This window comes from Pseudomonas sp. 382 (genome assembly GCF_002759075.1).
Taxonomy (GTDB): domain Bacteria; phylum Pseudomonadota; class Gammaproteobacteria; order Pseudomonadales; family Pseudomonadaceae; genus Aquipseudomonas; species Aquipseudomonas vlassakiae.
Genome location: NZ_PEMX01000042.1, coordinates 22,360 through 38,696, shown reverse-complemented (window position 1 = coordinate 38,696; position 16,337 = coordinate 22,360). Strand labels below are relative to the sequence as shown.

At 63.0% G+C, this 16,337-nt stretch carries 17 protein-coding genes and 1 tRNA gene; 11 read left to right on the top strand and 7 right to left on the bottom strand.

The features are described from left to right. A partial coding sequence (locus CQW31_RS27815) for a transposase (RefSeq protein WP_143524263.1) occupies positions 1-233 on the top strand: 233 nt, incomplete at its 5' end. 417 nt (positions 234-650) lie between these two features. Here CQW31_RS27815 and CQW31_RS27810 read toward each other — a convergent pair. Further along, a tRNA-Ser gene (locus CQW31_RS27810) sits at positions 651-740 on the bottom strand. 253 nt (positions 741-993) lie between these two features. On the opposite strand from CQW31_RS27810, the gene CQW31_RS27805 reads away from it, so the two are divergent. The 8 genes from CQW31_RS27805 to CQW31_RS27770 all read left to right on the top strand — a co-directional run bounded on the left by CQW31_RS27805 (position 994) and on the right by CQW31_RS27770 (position 6,764). Beyond that, the gene (locus tag CQW31_RS27805; RefSeq protein ID WP_027919754.1) at positions 994-1,665 is read left to right on the top strand and encodes a Bax inhibitor-1/YccA family protein; all 672 of its coding nucleotides are present in this window, start codon (positions 994-996) and stop codon (positions 1,663-1,665) included. Between the two features lie 196 nt (positions 1,666-1,861). After that, positions 1,862-3,241 (top strand): nucleobase:cation symporter-2 family protein, encoded by a 1,380-nt coding sequence (locus tag CQW31_RS27800; RefSeq protein ID WP_099815924.1) that lies wholly within the window; start codon positions 1,862-1,864, stop codon positions 3,239-3,241. An 87-nt stretch (positions 3,242-3,328) separates the two neighbouring features. Beyond that, positions 3,329-3,721, top strand: coding sequence for a sulfurtransferase complex subunit TusD (tusD, locus tag CQW31_RS27795; protein WP_054886804.1), 393 nt, complete (start codon positions 3,329-3,331; stop codon positions 3,719-3,721). 1 nt (position 3,722) lies between these two features. Further along, entirely contained in the window at positions 3,723-4,082 is a 360-nt protein-coding gene (gene tusC / locus CQW31_RS27790) for a sulfurtransferase complex subunit TusC (RefSeq protein WP_054886805.1), read from the top strand. Continuing rightward, positions 4,082-4,378: a sulfurtransferase complex subunit TusB gene (gene tusB, locus CQW31_RS27785; protein ID WP_099815923.1), complete on the top strand. Its 297-nt coding sequence runs from the start codon at positions 4,082-4,084 to the stop codon at positions 4,376-4,378. The genes tusC and tusB overlap by 1 nt, the downstream gene beginning before the upstream one ends. Continuing rightward, positions 4,375-4,710: a TusE/DsrC/DsvC family sulfur relay protein gene (locus CQW31_RS27780; protein WP_054886807.1), complete on the top strand. Its 336-nt coding sequence runs from the start codon at positions 4,375-4,377 to the stop codon at positions 4,708-4,710. The genes tusB and CQW31_RS27780 overlap by 4 nt, the downstream gene beginning before the upstream one ends. 14 nt (positions 4,711-4,724) lie before the next feature. After that, positions 4,725-5,711 carry a glycosyl transferase family protein gene (locus CQW31_RS27775; protein WP_371263268.1) on the top strand — a complete coding sequence of 329 codons (987 nt, stop codon included), beginning with the start codon at positions 4,725-4,727 and terminating at the stop codon, positions 5,709-5,711. Positions 5,712-5,804: 93 nt separating this feature from the next. Continuing rightward, the gene (locus tag CQW31_RS27770) at positions 5,805-6,764 is read left to right on the top strand and encodes a glutathione S-transferase family protein (protein ID WP_054886809.1); all 960 of its coding nucleotides are present in this window, start codon (positions 5,805-5,807) and stop codon (positions 6,762-6,764) included. Between the two features lie 118 nt (positions 6,765-6,882). Here the strand turns inward: CQW31_RS27770 and cysG are convergent, their stop codons facing one another. From cysG to CQW31_RS27740, 6 genes are all read right to left on the bottom strand, one after another. Continuing rightward, positions 6,883-8,274 (bottom strand): siroheme synthase CysG, encoded by a 1,392-nt coding sequence (gene cysG / locus CQW31_RS27765; protein ID WP_099815922.1) that lies wholly within the window; start codon positions 8,272-8,274, stop codon positions 6,883-6,885. Next, positions 8,275-9,555: a serine--tRNA ligase gene (gene serS / locus CQW31_RS27760; RefSeq protein WP_099815921.1), complete on the bottom strand. Its 1,281-nt coding sequence runs from the start codon at positions 9,553-9,555 to the stop codon at positions 8,275-8,277. A gap of 30 nt (positions 9,556-9,585) precedes the next feature. Then, the gene (gene crcB, locus CQW31_RS27755) at positions 9,586-9,960 is read right to left on the bottom strand and encodes a fluoride efflux transporter CrcB (RefSeq protein ID WP_054886812.1); all 375 of its coding nucleotides are present in this window, start codon (positions 9,958-9,960) and stop codon (positions 9,586-9,588) included. Then, positions 9,957-11,282, bottom strand: a complete 1,326-nt coding sequence (locus CQW31_RS27750; protein WP_054886813.1) for a replication-associated recombination protein A — start codon at positions 11,280-11,282, stop codon at positions 9,957-9,959. Before CQW31_RS27750 ends, crcB begins: the two co-directional genes overlap by 4 nt. Positions 11,283-11,294: 12 nt before the next feature. Continuing rightward, positions 11,295-11,918: an outer membrane lipoprotein chaperone LolA gene (gene lolA, locus CQW31_RS27745; protein ID WP_099815920.1), complete on the bottom strand. Its 624-nt coding sequence runs from the start codon at positions 11,916-11,918 to the stop codon at positions 11,295-11,297. A 62-nt stretch (positions 11,919-11,980) separates the two neighbouring features. Then, positions 11,981-14,512: a DNA translocase FtsK gene (locus tag CQW31_RS27740; protein ID WP_178075594.1), complete on the bottom strand. Its 2,532-nt coding sequence runs from the start codon at positions 14,510-14,512 to the stop codon at positions 11,981-11,983. A gap of 362 nt (positions 14,513-14,874) precedes the next feature. Between CQW31_RS27740 and aat the strand changes: the two genes are divergently transcribed. Beyond that, positions 14,875-15,555, top strand: a complete 681-nt coding sequence (aat, locus tag CQW31_RS27735; protein ID WP_054886816.1) for a leucyl/phenylalanyl-tRNA--protein transferase — start codon at positions 14,875-14,877, stop codon at positions 15,553-15,555. A gap of 56 nt (positions 15,556-15,611) precedes the next feature. Beyond that, the gene (locus CQW31_RS27730; protein ID WP_054886817.1) at positions 15,612-16,319 is read left to right on the top strand and encodes an arginyltransferase; all 708 of its coding nucleotides are present in this window, start codon (positions 15,612-15,614) and stop codon (positions 16,317-16,319) included. The last annotated feature ends 18 nt before the right edge of the window (positions 16,320-16,337 follow it).

The window sequence follows — 16,337 nt, the reverse complement described above, 5'->3', positions numbered from 1 at the left end:
AACCCGTCATCCCGCTGCGCTCGATGAAGCGCAAGCCCAAGCCTGGCTTACCAAGACTGTTTGACCGGCCCAAATACCGACAGCGCAACATCATCGAGCGCATGTTCGGCTGGCTGAAAGAGAACCGCCGAATCGTGACCCGCTTCGACAAGCTCGCGAAAAGTTATGCCGCCATGGTCTCACTGGCTTGCTCCATGCGGTGTTTGCGACATCTCTTTTCGTACAGAGCCTAGGACGAATGTCGAGCCCGAGTATTGAGTAGATTTCGACCCGACTTCGTGTCGTGACTGACCTGCTTAGAAAAAATCCGAAGTCAAAACATGCTGGATTGGGCAGCTTGTTGGATGACGCTGCCCAAGGTTTTCATAGGTTCCGAGGGATCCAGAGTCGCACTGAGGATTGGAATTTCACACTTAGCAGGATCCCCCTAAGCACTGCTATGCGTCTTTTCTATCAGTTCGGGCGGATAGCAAGTGTGCAGTTGGGATTCTGATAGGACTCTCGGGGTCAGAGGTATGCATTAGTGTGCATCCGAGAGCAGTTGACTCACGTGCATGCTTGGATAAGGGACGCTTGCGCCAAAGGAGGAAGGGTAAAAATAGGCACAAAAAAAGGGCTCAGATCTCTCTGGCCCTTGATTCGCTTGTGTTTGGCGGGGAACCAGGGATTCGAACCCTGGGAACGCTCTCACGTTCGCCGGTTTTCAAGACCGGTGCATTCAACCACTCTGCCAATTCCCCGATGCAATTCTGAGGGTATCCTGAAGTGTGCATCTGGGGACTACCTGAGATAAGAACTCTAGGATAGTTGCCCATCGACGGTTTTCAAGACCGTTGCCTTAAACCACTCGGCCACGCTTCCAGCTCGTTTTGCGGCCGCCATGATACCGTAATGAAACAAGCTGTCAAACTCTCTGTGTCGCGGCTTGCGGAGCGTCTGTTAGACTGCTTGCATCTGAACGTCCAAAACCATGGATTCATAAGGAGTGTCGCCATGCGCGAACAGGATTATGCCGTACACCACGGCCAGCAAGCCGAGCAGCAGGAGGTCAGCAAGGTCCTGCGCAACACCTACAGCCTGCTGGCACTCACCCTCGCCTTCAGCGGTGTCATGGCCTTCGTTGCCCAGCAGATGCGCGTCGGTTACCCGAATGTGTTCGTCGTGCTCATAGGCTTCTACGGGCTGTTCTTCCTCACTGCCAAACTGCGTGATTCGGTCTGGGGCCTGGTTTCCACCTTCGCCCTCACCGGCTTCATGGGCTTCATTCTCGGCCCGATCCTCAACCGGTACCTGGGCATGGCCGGTGGCGCTGAAGTGGTCAGCTCGGCGTTTGCCATGACTGCGCTGGTGTTTGGTGGCCTGTCGGCGTACGTGCTGATCACCCGCAAGGACATGAGCTTCCTCAGCGGTTTCATTACCGCTGGTTTCTTTGTGCTGCTGGGTGCCGTGGTCGCGAGCTTCTTCTTCCAGATCAGCGGCCTGCAACTTGCAATCAGCGCCGGCTTCGTGCTGTTCTCGTCGGTCTGCATTCTGTTCCAGACCAGCGCGATCATTCATGGCGGTGAGCGGAACTACATCATGGCGACCATCAGCCTGTATGTGTCGATCTACAACCTTTTCATCAGCTTGCTGCAGCTGTTTGGCATCATGGGTCGTGATGACTGATTGATTGCTGCTTGGGAAAGCCCGCTTCGGCGGGCTTTTCTTTGGGCGCTGGAAATGTTGCGGGCTTGGACATTGACTTAAAAGTCAATAAATCTAGTTAATGGTCGGCGATCATGCCGCCATCGTGCATTCCCCTACCGCAATCGCACTTCTGCCCGTAGAATGCGCTCCTTTTTCTTCCGGGGCAGCTTCACTGATGAGCTCACACGAACACAGCCCAAGCGCGGCGGCGCCTGCAAACGAACTGGTACTTGGCCTTGAGGACAAGCCACGGCTGTTGATCGGCCTGCTGGCAGCCCTGCAACATCTGCTGGCGATCATCGTGCCGATCGTGACCCCTGGCCTGCTGATCTGCCAGGCGCTGGGTGTTTCGGCTCGCGATACCAACCTCATCGTCTCCATGTCGCTGGTGATCTCCGGTATCGCCACTTTCGTCCAGTGCAAGCGCTTCGGCCCGTTCGGTGCCGGGCTGCTGATCGTGCAGGGCACCAGTTTCAACTTCGTTGGGCCACTGATTGCCGGCGGCGCGCTGATGGTCAAGCAAGGTACGCCGGTGGAAAGCGTGATGGCGGCGATCTTCGGCGTAGTGATTGCCGGCTCGTTCGTCGAAATGGGCGTGTCGCGGATCCTGCCGTTCGTCAAACGCCTGATCACCCCACTGGTGACCGGCATCGTGGTGCTGATGATCGGCCTGACCCTGATCAAGGTCGGCCTTATCAGCATGGGTGGCGGTTTCGGCGCCATGGCCAATGGCACCTTCGCCAACGGCGAAAACCTGATGCTGTCGGGTGCTGTGCTGGCGGTTATCGTGATCCTCAACCGCATCCCGGTGGTATGGATGCGCAGCTGCGCGATCGTCATTGCCCTGGCAGTCGGCTATGCCCTGGCCAGTTACCTCGGACGCCTGGACTTCACCGGCATGCACGAAGCCGCGCTGTTCCAGGTGCCGATGCCGCTGCATTTCGGCCTGGGCTTCTCCTGGGCGTTGTTCATCCCGATGCTGGTGATCTACCTGGTGACTTCGCTGGAAGCCATCGGTGATGTCACCGCCACCAGCAAGGTTTCGCGCCAACCGGTCGAAGGCCCGCTGTGGATGTCGCGCATCAAGGGCGGGGTGCTGGTCAACGGCGCCAACTCGCTGCTGGCTGGCCTGTTCAACACCTTCCCCAGCTCGATTTTTGCCCAGAACAACGGCGTGATTCAGCTGACCGGCATTGCCAGCCGCCATATCGGTATCTGGATTGCCGTGATGCTGGTGCTGCTGGGGCTGTTTCCGAGCGTGGCCGGGGTGATTCAGGCAGTGCCTGAGCCAGTGCTGGGTGGTGCGGCCATGGTCATGTTCGGCGCGGTGGCCGCGTCGGGCATCAATATTCTGGCCAGTACTCGCCTGGACCGTCGCGCCCTGCTGATCATCGCCGTGTCGCTGGCACTGGGCCTGGGCGTGGCGCAGGTGCCGGAGTTCCTCGCGCACATGCCTGCTGCCATCCGCAATGTGCTGGAGTCGGGTGTGGCCACAGGGGGCATCTGCGCCCTGGTGCTCAACTGGTTCCTGCCGGAAAGCAAGGAAAACGCCTGATCCGCACCTGCCCCGCCGACAAAGCCCGCGCCCACTTGCGCGGGCTTTTTGCTTTATCATGGCGGCATTCCTTTGCACGAGTTATCCATGAAATTCGCTATCGCGGTTTTTTCCCCGGCCCATGCGCCCTCTTCGCGCCGCGCCTTGCGCTTCGCCGAGGCAGTGCTGGCTGGCGGGCATGAGATTGCCCGGCTGTTCTTCTATCAGGACGGGGTACACAGTGCCTCGGCCAACGTAGTCGCACCCCAGGATGAACAGGACATCGCCGCCCAATGGCGGACCTTCATCGAAGTAAAACGCCTCGATGCAGTGGTGTGCATCGCCGCCGCGCTGCGCCGCGGCGTGCTCGATGACGCCGAAGCCAACCGCTACCAACGCCCGGCGGTCAACCTGCCCAAGCCGTGGGAGTTGTCTGGCCTCGGCCAGCTGCACGAAGCCGCTCAAAATGCCGACCGCCTGGTCTGTTTCGGAGGCGACTGAAATGGCCAAATCCATGTTGATCATCAGCCGCCAGGCACCTTGGAACGGCCCGGCTGCCCGCGAAGCACTGGACATCGCCCTGGCCGGCGGCGCCTTCGATCTGCCGCTGGCCATGCTGTTCCTCGATGACGGCGTGTTCCAGTTGGCACCCGGTCAGCAACCTGCCGCCGTGGAGCAGAAGAACCTCGCCGCCAACCTGCAGGCGCTGCCGATGTTTGGCGTCGAAGAGCTGTTTGCCTGCCAGCACAGCCTGGCGCGGCGTGGCCTTGCCGCCGACGGCCTGGAGCTGCCGGTGGAAGTGCTGGACAACGCCGCCCTGCAGGCCCTGATTGCCCGTTTCGACCAAGTGGTGACGCTCTGATGCCAACCCTGCACGTGTTATCCCACTCCCCGTTCGGCGACGAGCGCCTGGACAGCTGCCTGCGCCTGCTGGGCGCTGACGATGGCGTGCTGCTGTGCGGCGATGCGGTCTATGCGCTGCGCGACGGCAGTGACAGCCAGCGCCAACTGCAAGCTGCCAACCTGGCACGGCGCCTGTTCGCCCTCGACGAAGACCTGCTGGCCCGTGGCATCAGCAGCGCGCTGGCCGAGGCCGTGAATTACCAGGCCTTCGTCGAGCTGTCACTGCACTACGGCAAGGTCAACAGCTGGCTATGAGTACGCTGAATGTTGGCGATCGCGCCATCGCCCTGGACAAGGATGGCTTCCTGGTCGACCTGCAAGACTGGTCGCGCCCCGTCGCCGAAGCCCTGGCCGAGCGCGAAAGCATCGCCCTGACCGCCGACCACTGGGAAATCCTCGAACTGCTGCGCCAGTTCTACGACGAATACCAGCTGTCGCCGGCCACCCGCCCTCTGATCAAGTACGCCGCGCTCAAGCTGGGCACGGAAAAAGGCAACAGCCCGCACCTAAACCGCCTGTTCAATGGCACCCCCGCCAAACTCGCCGCCAAGCTGGCGGGCCTGCCCAAGCCGACCAATTGCATATGACCGACGCCCGCCCGCTGACCCTGGAAACACCGGCCGAACACCCGTTCGCCGAATTCGTGCGCATCCTTGGCAAAGGCAAACGCGGCGCCCGCGGCCTGACCCGCGAGGAAGCCCGCGCCGCCATGACCCTGCTGCTCGAAGGCAAGGTCGAAGATACCCAGCTCGGTGCCTTCCTGATGTTGCTGCGGCACAAGGAAGAGAGCGCAGAAGAACTCGCCGGCTTCACCGAAGCCCTGCGTGCGCACCTGCAAGTGCCGCGTATCGCCGTGGATATCGACTGGCCGACCTACGCCGGCAAGAAGCGCCATCTGCCCTGGTACCTGCTGAGCGCCAAGTGCCTGGCCGCCAACGGTGTGCGCATCCTCATGCACGGCGGCGGCGCACATACCGCCGGGCGCCTGTACACCGAACAGCTGCTGGCGCTGCTGGAGATCCCGCTTTGCCGCGACTGGGCAGCGGTCAGCCAGGCCCTCGACCAGCATCGCCTGGCCTTCGCTCCGCTGCATGATTGGGCGCCACAGCTGCAGCGGATGATCGATCTGCGCAACACGCTGGGCCTGCGCTCGCCCATCCATTCCCTGGCGCGGGTGCTGAATCCACTGGCTGCGCGCTGCGGCCTGCAGAGCATCTTCCACCCTGGTTACCAGGCGGTGCACCGTGAAGCCAGCCGCCTGCTCGGCGACCATGCCGTAGTGATCAAGGGTGATGGCGGCGAGATCGAGGTCAACCCGGATGTCATTAGCCACCTCTACGGCACCAGTGCAGGCGAAGCCTGGGACGAGGAATGGCCGGCGCTGAGCGAACGCCGCCATGTAAAACCACCGAGCCTGCAGCCCGAGCAGCTACTGGCGGTGTGGCGTGGCGAAGCCGAGGACAGCTACGGCGAAATGGCCGTGGTGGCGACCATGGCCCTGGCGCTGCGTGGCCTGGGCCAGGAGCGCGAACAGGCTTTCGCCACCGCACGTGGTTACTGGGCCGCTCGCAACCAATCGAATAAATAGATTATAAGGGTGCGGTCTTTGCGCTAGTTATTCGAACGATTTGCCCTAGACTGGGCTCCAACGACAAACAACTTTGTTTCCGAGGAGCTCACCATGGGCCTTTTGATCGACGGTCGCTGGCATGACCAGTGGTACGAAAACGGCAAGGACGGCACCTTCAAACGGGAAAACGCCCAGCGCCGCAATCAACTGCCCGCGCCAGAAGCCGGCCGTTATCACCTGTACGTTTCACTGGCCTGCCCATGGGCCCACCGCACCCTGATCTTCCGCGCCCTCAAAGGCCTTGAGCCGCTGATCGACGTGTCGGTGGTCAGTTGGTTGATGCAGGACCATGGCTGGACCTTCGACCAGCAGCAAGGCTCCACCGGCGACCACCTCGATGCCCTGCAGTATCTGCACCAGCGCTACACCCAGGACGACCCGCACTACACCGGCCGCGTGACCGTGCCCGTGCTGTGGGACAAGCAAGAGAAACGCATCGTCAACAACGAGTCGTCGGAGATCATCCGCATCTTCAACAGCGCGTTCAACGAGCTGACCGGCAATACCTTGGACCTGTACCCGGAGCCACTGCGCCCGACCATCGAGGCGTTGAACGAACGCATCTACCCGGCGGTGAACAACGGCGTGTACCGCGCAGGCTTCGCCACCACGCAGGATGCCTACGAGGCGGCGTTCGATGAGGTATTCAACGAGCTGGATCATCTGGAAGCGCTGCTGGGCCGCAATCGCTACCTCGCTGGCGAGTACCTGACCGAGGCCGATGTGCGCCTGTTCACGACCTTGGTGCGTTTCGATGCGGTGTACCACGGGCACTTCAAGTGCAACCTGCGGCGGTTGAGCGACTACCACAACCTGTCCAACTGGCTACGCGAGCTGTACCAGTGGCCGGGAGTGGCTGGGACGGTGGATATGGAACATATCCAGAAGCATTACTACATGAGCCACAAGACCATCAACCCGAACGGCATCGTGCCCAAGGGGCCGTTGCAGGACTTCAACCTGCCCCATGATCGGGAGCGGTTGGTGGGGAAAGGGATCTACCAGGGTTGAGATCGCTGGGGCTGCTTTGCAGCCCTTTCGCGACACAAGGCCGCTCCTACAGGGGATACGCGTTTCCTGTAGGAGCGGCCTTGTGTCGCGAAAGGGCCGCAGAGCGGCCCCAACGATTTCAGCTGTGTTGCGAACCTTCGAACCAGGCCAGCTTGTCGCGCAACTGCACCACTTCCCCGACAATCACCAGGGTCGGCGCATGCACTTCATGCCGAGCCACCAGCTCCGGCAAATCCGCCAAGGTACCGGTGAACACCCGCTGATTGCGCGTAGTGCCCTGCTGCACCAGTGCCGCCGGCGTGCTCGCCGCCCGCCCATGGCGAATCAGCTCGGCACAGATGGTCGGCAACCCCACCAGCCCCATGTAAAACACCAGGGTCTGGGCCGGCGCCACCAGGTCATCCCACGGCAGGTTGCTGGTGCCATCCTTGAGGTGCCCGGTGACGAAACGCACCGACTGGGCATAGTCACGGTGAGTCAGCGGAATGCCGCCATAGGCGGAGCAACCACTGGCCGCGGTAATCCCCGGTACCACCTGGAACGGAATGCCGTGCTCGGCCAGCTCTTCGATCTCTTCGCCACCGCGGCCGAAGATGAACGGGTCGCCGCCCTTGAGGCGCAACACACGCTTGCCCTGCTGGGCGAGGTCGACCAGCAGGCGGTTGATCTGGTCCTGCGGCACGGCATGGTCGGCGCGGCGCTTGCCAACGTAGATACGCTCGGCATCACGCCGGCACATCTCGATGATCGCGGGTGCCACCAGGCGGTCGTACAGCACCACGTCGGCCTGCTGCATCAGGCGCAAGGCACGGAAGGTCAGCAAGTCCGGATCACCCGGCCCGGCCCCCACCAGATACACCTCACCGCCCTGCTGCACCGGGGCACCTTCGACCATCGCCTGCAACAGGCGCTCGGCCTCGGCGCCCTGTCCGGCCAGCTGGCGTTCGGCAATCGGCCCCTGGAACACGGTTTCCCAGAAGCCTCGGCGCTGATTGACATCCGGGTACAGGGATTTGACCTTGTGCCGGAAGCGCGCTGCCAGCCCGGCCAGCTCACCATAAGCCGACGGAATCCAGGCCTCCAGCTTGGCGCGAATCAAGCGCGCCAACACCGGGGCGTCACCGCCACTGGACACCGCGATCACCAACGGGGAACGGTCGACGATGGCCGGGAAGATCACCGTGCACAGCGCCGGCGCATCCACCACGTTGACCGGCAGGCTCAGCGCCTGTGCGTCCGCCGACACCTGGGCGTTGAGCCCAGGGTCGTCGGTGGCCGCGATCACCAGTCGGCAACCGACCAGGTCGGCCGCCTGATAGCCACGCACCAGCACCTCACCGCCACCTTCCCGGGCCAACGCGGCCAGCTGACCGTCGATGTCCGGCGCCACCACGCGCAGCGCGGCGCCGGCATCAGCCAGCAGGCGCGCCTTGCGCAAGGCGATCTCACCGCCGCCGACGACCAGCACCCGGCCGCCCTGCAGCTTGTGGAACAGCGGCAGGTAATCCATTTAGCGGATGACCTCGACGCCGCCCATGTACGGCTTCAGCACGTCCGGTACGCGGATCGAACCGTCGGCCTGCTGGTAGTTTTCCAGCACCGCGACCAGGGTACGGCCTACGGCCAGTCCAGAACCGTTGAGGGTATGCACCAGCTCTGGCTTGCCGGTTTCCGGATTGCGCCAGCGAGCCTGCATGCGGCGTGCCTGGAAGTCACCGCAGTTGGAGCACGAGCTGATCTCGCGGTACTTGTCCTGGCTCGGCACCCACACTTCCAGGTCGTAGGTCTTCACAGCGCCAAAGCCCATGTCGCCGGTGCACAGGGCCAGCACGCGGTAGGGCAGCTGCAGCAGCTGCAGGACGCGCTCGGCGTTGGCGGTCAGGCTTTCCAGGGCTTCCATCGACTTGGACGGTTCGACGACCTGAACCATCTCGACCTTGTCGAACTGGTGTTGGCGGATCATGCCACGGGTGTCACGGCCCGACGCACCGGCTTCACTGCGGAAGCAAGGGGTGTGGGCAACCAGTTTCAACGGCAACTGCTTGGCGTCGAGGATCTGGCCGGCAACCAGGTTGGTCAGCGACACTTCGGCGGTCGGGATCAGGTAGAAGTCAGCTTCGCCTTCGCGGGTGATCTTGAACAGGTCTTCCTCGAACTTCGGCAACTGGCCAGTGCCCTGCAGGGCCGGGGCCTGCACCAGGTACGGGGTGTAGTGTTCCTCGTAGCCGTGCTCGCCGGTGTGCAGGTTGATCATGAACTGCGCCAGGGCGCGGTGCAGGCGGGCAATCGGCCCGCGCAGCACGGCAAAGCGCGCGCCAGACAGCTTGGCCGCGGCTTCGAAGTCCAGGCCACCGCTGACTTCACCCAAGGCGACGTGGTCCTTGATCTCGAAATCGAAGGCGGTCGGCGTGCCCCAGCGGCGCACTTCTACGTTGTCGTCCTCGCTGGAACCGACCGGTACGCTGGCGTCCGGCAGGTTGGGGATGGTCAGCAGGATGCTGTCCAGTTCGGCCTGGATAGCATCCAGCTCTACCTTGCCAGCGGCCAGTTCATTGGCCATGCGCTCCACGTCCGCCATCAGCGGGGCAATGTCCTCGCCCTTGGCCTTGGCCTGGCCGATCGACTTGGAACGGGCGTTACGCTCGGCTTGCAGCTGCTCGGTGCGGGTCTGCACCGCCTTGCGGCGCTCTTCCAGTGATTCGATGCGCGCGACATCCAGGCTGAAGCCACGGGAGGCCAGGCGATCCGCCACTTCCTGAAGTTGGCCGCGTAACAGTTTGGAATCGAGCATATCGTTCTCTCGTTATGGATAAGTGTTGGTTCAGAATCGGGTCAGGGACAGGCCGGCCCAGGTGGCCAGGAGCCCGCCCACCACGCTGATACTGGTATAGCCCAAGGCGAGGGGCACTTGCCCACTTTCGATCAGGCGCACGGTATCGAGCGAGAAGGAAGAAAAGGTCGTCAGGCCACCGAGGAAGCCGACGATCAGGCCGGCGCGCAGTTCGACCGGCGCCAGCGGTTTGTGCAGGAACAGGCCGTAAAGCAGGCCGATCAGCAGGCAACCCGCCAGGTTGACCGCCAGCGTACCGAGATAGAAGTGCCGTGGCCAGTTGGCCGCGACCCAATTGGCGGTGGCGAAGCGTAGCAAGGTCCCGGCAATACCACCGGCGCTGACTGCAGCGATCAGGGCAATCATGGTTTTCTCCGCTGGCGGGGGCTGTTGCGGTCAAGCTCGGCCAGGTGGCGCAGTTTCTCGCCGATCTTCAGCTCCAGGCCTCGCGGCACGGGCTGGTAGTACTGGCGTGGCTCAAGCGCCTCGGGGAAGTAATCCTCACCAGCGGCATAGGCATCGGGCTCGTCGTGGGCGTAGCGGTATTCTTCGCCATAGCCCAATTGTTTCATCAGCTTGGTCGGCGCGTTGCGCAGGTGCAGCGGCACCTCCAGCGAGCCATGTTCGGCCGCCTCGCGCAACGCGGTCTTGAAGCCCACGTAGACGGCATTGCTCTTCGGCGCGCAGGCGATGTAGGTGATGGCCTGGGCCACCGCCAGCTCGCCTTCCGGGCTGCCCAGGCGTTCCTGCACGTCCCAGGCGGCCAGGCACAGGCTCAGGGCCCGCGGGTCGGCGTTGCCGATGTCCTCGCTGGCCATGCGCACGACGCGACGGGCGATGTACAGCGGGTCGCAACCGCCGTCGAGCATGCGCGCGAACCAGTACAGGGCGCCATCGGGGTTGGAGCCGCGCACCGACTTGTGCAGCGCGGAAATCTGGTCGTAGAACGCCTCGCCGCCCTTGTCGAAACGCCGCCGGCTGTCGCCGAGCAGGCTTTGCAGCATCTCGACGTCGATCTCGCTGCCATCTTCGGCAAGGTCGGCAGCGTTCTCCAGGAAGTTGAGCATGCGCCGGCCATCGCCATCGGCGGCAGCCATGAGCATCTTGAAGGCGTCGTCACCGACGCGCAGGTTGCGCTTGCCCAGCCCGCGCTCTTCCGTCAGCGCACGGTTGACCAGCTTGCGCAGCGCCGCTTCGTCCAGGCTCTTGAGCACGTAGACCCGCGCCCGCGACAGCAGGGCGTTGTTCAGTTCGAACGAGGGATTCTCGGTGGTAGCACCGATGAACAGTAGCGTGCCGTCTTCGACGTAGGGCAGAAAGGCATCCTGCTGGGACTTGTTGAAACGGTGCACTTCGTCGACGAACAGAATGGTGCGTCGGCCATACTGGCCGGCCTGCTGCTTGGCCACTTCGACGGCCTGGCGGATCTCCTTGACCCCCGCCAACACCGCCGAGACCGTTTCGAAGTGCGCATCGCAGAAATGCGCCAGCAGCCGCGCCAGGGTGGTCTTGCCCACCCCCGGCGGCCCCCAGAAGATCATCGAGTGCAGCGCACCCTGCTCCAGCGCCTCGCGCAGCGGTTTGCCGCGCGCCAGCAGGTGCTCCTGGCCGACGTATTCGTCCAGGTTGGACGGGCGCAGGCGGGCCGCCAGAGGCTGGGCGACGGGTTCGCTCCGAAACAGGTCCATGGCGAGCTCTGCTTACTCCTTGATGACGTCGGCGCCTTTGGGAATGTCGAACTTGAACTGGTTGTCCGGCACCGCCTGGTTGGCCTTGACGCCATTGAACAGGATGTTGGTGCGCTGGCCGACGCTGTCGATCAGCTGCATGTCGTTGATCAAGCCTTTGCGGAACGACACGCGCAGCGAGTCGAACAGGGTGTCCTTGGTCTTTGGCTTGAGGGTGAAGTCCATCACGTCGCCCTGCTCCTTGGAGGTGATGTCGAAGCTCTGGCTGATCTTCGACACGTCACCGGACAGCAGCAGTGCCGGGGTCTGGTTCAGGCGCTGGTCGAGCTTCTTGATGGTCGCCTGCTCCAGGTCCGGGTCCCACAAGGTGACGTTCTTGCCGTCGGACACCACTACCTGCTCCTGCGGCGCATTGGTGTGCCAGTAGAACAGGCCCGGGCGCTTCACAGTCATCTTGCCGGACGTTTCCTGCAGGCTGGTACCGCCCGCGTCGAGGGTCAGCTGGGAGAAGTTGGCCTCGATGGTCTGGGATTTTTCCAGCAACTGGGTCAGGCGTTGTACATCTTGCTCACCGGCATAAGCAGTAACCGAGCCCAGGGTCAGGGCAGAAACCAACAGCATGCGAATCGCGCGCATGGGAATCCTCATTGAGCATTGAAAAGGCCGGGCGCCACCGTTGGCGCCCGGCAAGGTGTTCATCAGTCGCGCGGGCCACCCGGGGCAATCACTTCCCGCGAGCCGTTGCTGTTCATCGGGGTGACCACGCCGGCCATCTCCATCGACTCGATCATCCGCGCGGCGCGGTTGTAGCCGATCTTGAGCTTGCGCTGTACGGCCGAGATGGAAGCGCGGCGGCTTTCCAGCACGAACTGCACGGCCTCATCATACAGGGCATCGGTTTCGGCATCGTCACCATCGCCCCCGCCGCCGCCGCCGCCATCGAAGCCGCTACCGGCCTCTTCGACGCCATTGAGGATGTCATCGTTGTAGTCCGGCGCGCCACGCAGCTTCCACGCCTCGACCGTGCGGTGCACTTCATCGTCGGAGACGAACGCACCGTGCACACGGATGGGCAGGCTGGTGCCCGGCGGCATGTACAGCATGTCACCGTGGCCAAGCAACTGTTCGGCGCCGCCCTGGTCGATGATGGTCCGCGAGTCGATCTTGCTCGACACCTGGAACGCCATGCGGGTCGGGATGTTGGCCTTGATCAGGCCGGTGATCACGTCCACCGACGGGCGCTGGGTGGCGAGGATCAGGTGGATACCGGCGGCCCGTGCCTTCTGGGCGATACGGGCGATCAGCTCTTCGACCTTCTTGCCGACGATCATCATCATGTCGGCAAATTCGTCGACCACCACGACGATGGTCGGCAGGGTCTTCAGTGCTGGCGGCTCGTCGTCCATGCTCTCGCGGCGGTACAGCGGGTCGTGGATGATCTCGCCAGCTTCCTGGGCGTCCTTGATCTTGCGGTTGAAGCCGGCCAGGTTACGCACGCCCATGGCCGCCATCAGCTTGTAACGCCGCTCCATCTCGGCCACGCTCCAGCGCAGGGCGTTGGCGGCGTCCTTCATGTCGGTGACCACCGGGCACAGCAGGTGCGGGATGCCCTCGTAGATCGACAGCTCGAGCATTTTCGGGTCGATCATGATCAGCCGCGCGTCTTCCGGGCTGGACTTGAACAGGATCGACAGGATCATCGCGTTGACACCCACCGACTTACCGGAACCGGTAGTACCGGCCACCAGCAGGTGCGGCATCTTGGCCAGGTCGGTGATCACCGGCTTGCCGCCGATGTCGTGGCCCAGAGCCAGGGTGACCGGCGATTTCTGCTCGTCGTACTGCGGCGTCGCGAGCACTTCCGAGAAGCGCACCATCTGCCGGTTTTCGTTGGGGATCTCGATACCCACGGTGGTCTTGCCGGGGATGACCTCGACCACCCGCACGCTGGTCACCGCCAGGGAACGCGCCAGGTCCTTGGCCAGGTTGGCAATGCGGCTGACTTTCACGCCAGCGGCCGGCTGGATTTCGTAACGGGTAATCACCGGGCCCGGGTGGATGGAGTCCACCGAGACTTCCACGCCGAACTCCTTGAGCTTGATTTCCAGCAACTGGCCGACACCGGCCAGGGACTCTGGCGAGTACTCGATCTTCTTCTGTTCGGCCGGGTCGAGGATGGAAATCGACGGCAGGGTCCCCTCTACGGCGCTGTCGACGAACAGCGGCGCCTGTTTTTCCTTCATGACCCGCTTGCTCGGCTCCGGCGCCCTTGCCGCGGCCGGGGGCACAATGGTCGGGGCCGCTGCTGGCTGCTCGCGGGAGACCACGGGCTCACGCGGCACGACAGGTTCGCGGGCGAGGGTTGGTTCGCGAGGCACCACAGGCTCGCGGGCGAGTGTCGGTTCACGGGAAAGGGTCGGTTCACGCGGCTCGACGGGCTGGGCCGGCGTTTCCTCACGCTTGAAGATGCGCTCGCGCAGCGCCGGTTTGGCTGGTTCACGCTTGTCGCTGGCCTTCGACCCCAGATCGAACACCGGGTCGTCCACTTCACGCAGTTGCGCCTCCAGGCGCTTGCGCTCGTTGCGTGCCTCCCACCAGCGGCTGGCCGCGCCCTGAACCAGTTCGAACAGGTCGAGGGTGATCTTGCCGGTCATGTCCATCACCTTGAACCATGACAGGTCGGTGAACACGGTCAGGCCGAACAGGAACAGGGCAATGAACATCAGGGTGCTGCCCTGCACGTTCAGCAGATTGCGCGCCAGGTCGCCGAGGCTTTCGCCCAGCGCACCGCCCGCGGAAAACGGCAGGCTCGCCGGCGGGTGGAAATGGATATGCGCCAGCGCCGCGCCCGACAGCACCAGGAACACCAGGCCGATCAGCCGCCAGGAGAACAGCCAGCCGCTCCATTGCCACGGCTGGTGCCGTTCGCGGAAGATCTGCCAGGTCTTGATCGCCAGCAGCAACGGGAAGATATAGGCGAAGTAGCCGAGCACCATGAACAGGATGTCGGCAAAGTACGCGCCGGCACGCCCGGCGGCATTCTGCACCTGGTCGATGTTGCTGGTATGGCTGAAGCCCGGGTCCGACGTGTCGTAGGTCAGCAGTGCCATCCACAGGTACAGGCACAGGGCGCCGACAGCGATCAACGCACCTTCCTTGAGGCGGTAATGCAGCTGCTGCCGCCACAGGGGCACAGGCAAAGGAGCTGGAGTTGCGGTGGATTTCTTCAAAACGCGTCTATTCCTGCGCGTGCTGCGCGTCCAGTAGTGATCGGCCGGTGTCTGGCCAATGAACCACTACTTTTAACATTACTGCCCGCCAGCCGCCATGACGGCACGCCGTATGGAGCTCGAGTGGGGGCGACTTTCGTATAGGTGCAATTTGAGCATGCATTGCCTTCTGTGACAAAGGCTTATGCTGTGTTTTTGCACAGGTGTGACAGCAAATGTAGCGGATGGTGCCTATGCCTTCATGAATGTGTAGGAAATTGCCTATTCTGCTGCCAGCCAATAACTGCTGAGCCTGCCAGCATTGACCCCGCAAGCCCTGCAAGCCATGCTGCCCTCTCCCCTCCCCCACCGCACGATAGACCATGCTCACCTGGCTAACCCGCGACTCGCTGACCTTCCCACCCCTGGAAAAGGCCCTGCACGACCCCAACGGTTTGCTTGCCGCTGGCGGCGACCTGAGCCCCGAGCGCCTGGAGCAGGCCTACCGGCATGGCTGCTTCCCCTGGTATCAGGACGGCCAGCCGATTCTCTGGTGGTCACCTGACCCGCGCACGGTGCTGTTCCCTGACGAGCTGCACGTCTCGCGCTCGCTGGCGAAACTGATGCGCCAGGGCCGCTACCAGGTCAGCTTCGACACCGACTTCCCGGCGGTGATTGCCGCCTGCGCTGCCCCGCGCGACTACGCCGACGGCACCTGGATCACCGACACCATGCGCAATGCCTACTGCGAACTGCACCGGCGCGGTATTGCCCATTCGGTAGAAGTGCGCGCAGACGGCGTGCTGGTCGGCGGCCTGTATGGCCTGGCCATCGGCCAACTGTTCTTCGGCGAGTCGATGTTCAGCCGCGCCGACAATGCCTCCAAGGTCGGCTTCGTGACGCTGGTCGAACACCTGCGCCAGGCCGGCTTCGTGCTGATCGACTGCCAGATGCCCACCAACCACCTGCATAGCCTGGGCGCCCGGGCCATCAGCCGCAGCCGCTTCGCCGATTACCTGGCGCGCCACCTCGATCAGCCCAACAGTGCTACCTGGGTTTGCTAGGCGAGTTTTGCCAGCTGGCTTACACTTAAAGCAAAGTCTCACCGAGGGGGTTGATCATGACAGAGTTGGCGCGGTTGAAGTTCTATGCCACTCAACCCCACTCCTGCAGCTACCTGCCGGACGAACAGGCCACCACGCTGTTCCTCGACCCCAGCCAGCCGATGGACGTGCATGTGTATGCCGATCTGTCGGAAATGGGCTTTCGCCGCAGCGGTGACCACCTGTACCGCCCGCATTGCCAGAACTGCAATGCCTGCGTGCCAGCGCGCATCCCCGCCGCGCGCTTCATCCCCAACCGCCAGCAGCGGCGCATCCTCAAGCGTAATGCCGACCTGACCGTGACGGCGGCGCGCCCGGCGTTCAAGGAAGAATATTTCGACCTGTACCGGCGCTACATCGAGACCCGTCACGCCGATGGCGACATGTACCCGCCGAGTCGCGACCAGTTTTCCACCTTCCTGGTCCGCGACCTGCCGTTCTGCTGGTTCTACGAGTTCCGCCTCGAAGGCCGCCTGCTGGCAGTGGCCGTCTGTGACCTGCTGCCCAATGGCCTGTCGGCGGTCTACACGTTCTACGAGCCGGAAGAAGAACGCCGCAGCCTCGGGCGCTTTGCCATCCTCTGGCAGATCACCGAAGCCTTGCGCCAGGATCTGGAAGCGGTGTACCTGGGTTACTGGATCAAGAACTGCAAGAAAATGAACTACAAGACGCAGTATCGGCCTATCGAGTTGTTGATAAACCAGCGCTGGGTCACCCTCAACTGAAAGCATTGGCTTGACACA

Excerpts from the sequence above, each read along its gene's own strand:
- serS (WP_099815921.1), bottom strand. The coding sequence starts at position 9,555 with ATGCTCGATTCCAAACTGTTACGCGGCCAACTTCAGGAAGTGGCGGAT.
- CQW31_RS27780 (WP_054886807.1), top strand. The coding sequence starts at position 4,375 with ATGAGTACGCTGAATGTTGGCGATCGCGCCATCGCCCTGGACAAGGAT.
- tusC (WP_054886805.1), top strand. The coding sequence starts at position 3,723 with ATGGCCAAATCCATGTTGATCATCAGCCGCCAGGCACCTTGGAACGGC.
- CQW31_RS27770 (WP_054886809.1), top strand. The coding sequence starts at position 5,805 with ATGGGCCTTTTGATCGACGGTCGCTGGCATGACCAGTGGTACGAAAAC.
- tusD (WP_054886804.1), top strand. The coding sequence starts at position 3,329 with ATGAAATTCGCTATCGCGGTTTTTTCCCCGGCCCATGCGCCCTCTTCG.
- CQW31_RS27805 (WP_027919754.1), top strand. The coding sequence starts at position 994 with ATGCGCGAACAGGATTATGCCGTACACCACGGCCAGCAAGCCGAGCAG.
- cysG (WP_099815922.1), bottom strand. The coding sequence starts at position 8,274 with ATGGATTACCTGCCGCTGTTCCACAAGCTGCAGGGCGGCCGGGTGCTG.
- CQW31_RS27800 (WP_099815924.1), top strand. The coding sequence starts at position 1,862 with ATGAGCTCACACGAACACAGCCCAAGCGCGGCGGCGCCTGCAAACGAA.
- CQW31_RS27730 (WP_054886817.1), top strand. The coding sequence starts at position 15,612 with ATGACAGAGTTGGCGCGGTTGAAGTTCTATGCCACTCAACCCCACTCC.
- aat (WP_054886816.1), top strand. The coding sequence starts at position 14,875 with ATGCTCACCTGGCTAACCCGCGACTCGCTGACCTTCCCACCCCTGGAA.
- lolA (WP_099815920.1), bottom strand. The coding sequence starts at position 11,918 with ATGCGCGCGATTCGCATGCTGTTGGTTTCTGCCCTGACCCTGGGCTCG.
- crcB (WP_054886812.1), bottom strand. The coding sequence starts at position 9,960 with ATGATTGCCCTGATCGCTGCAGTCAGCGCCGGTGGTATTGCCGGGACC.
- tusB (WP_099815923.1), top strand. The coding sequence starts at position 4,082 with ATGCCAACCCTGCACGTGTTATCCCACTCCCCGTTCGGCGACGAGCGC.
- CQW31_RS27750 (WP_054886813.1), bottom strand. The coding sequence starts at position 11,282 with ATGGACCTGTTTCGGAGCGAACCCGTCGCCCAGCCTCTGGCGGCCCGC.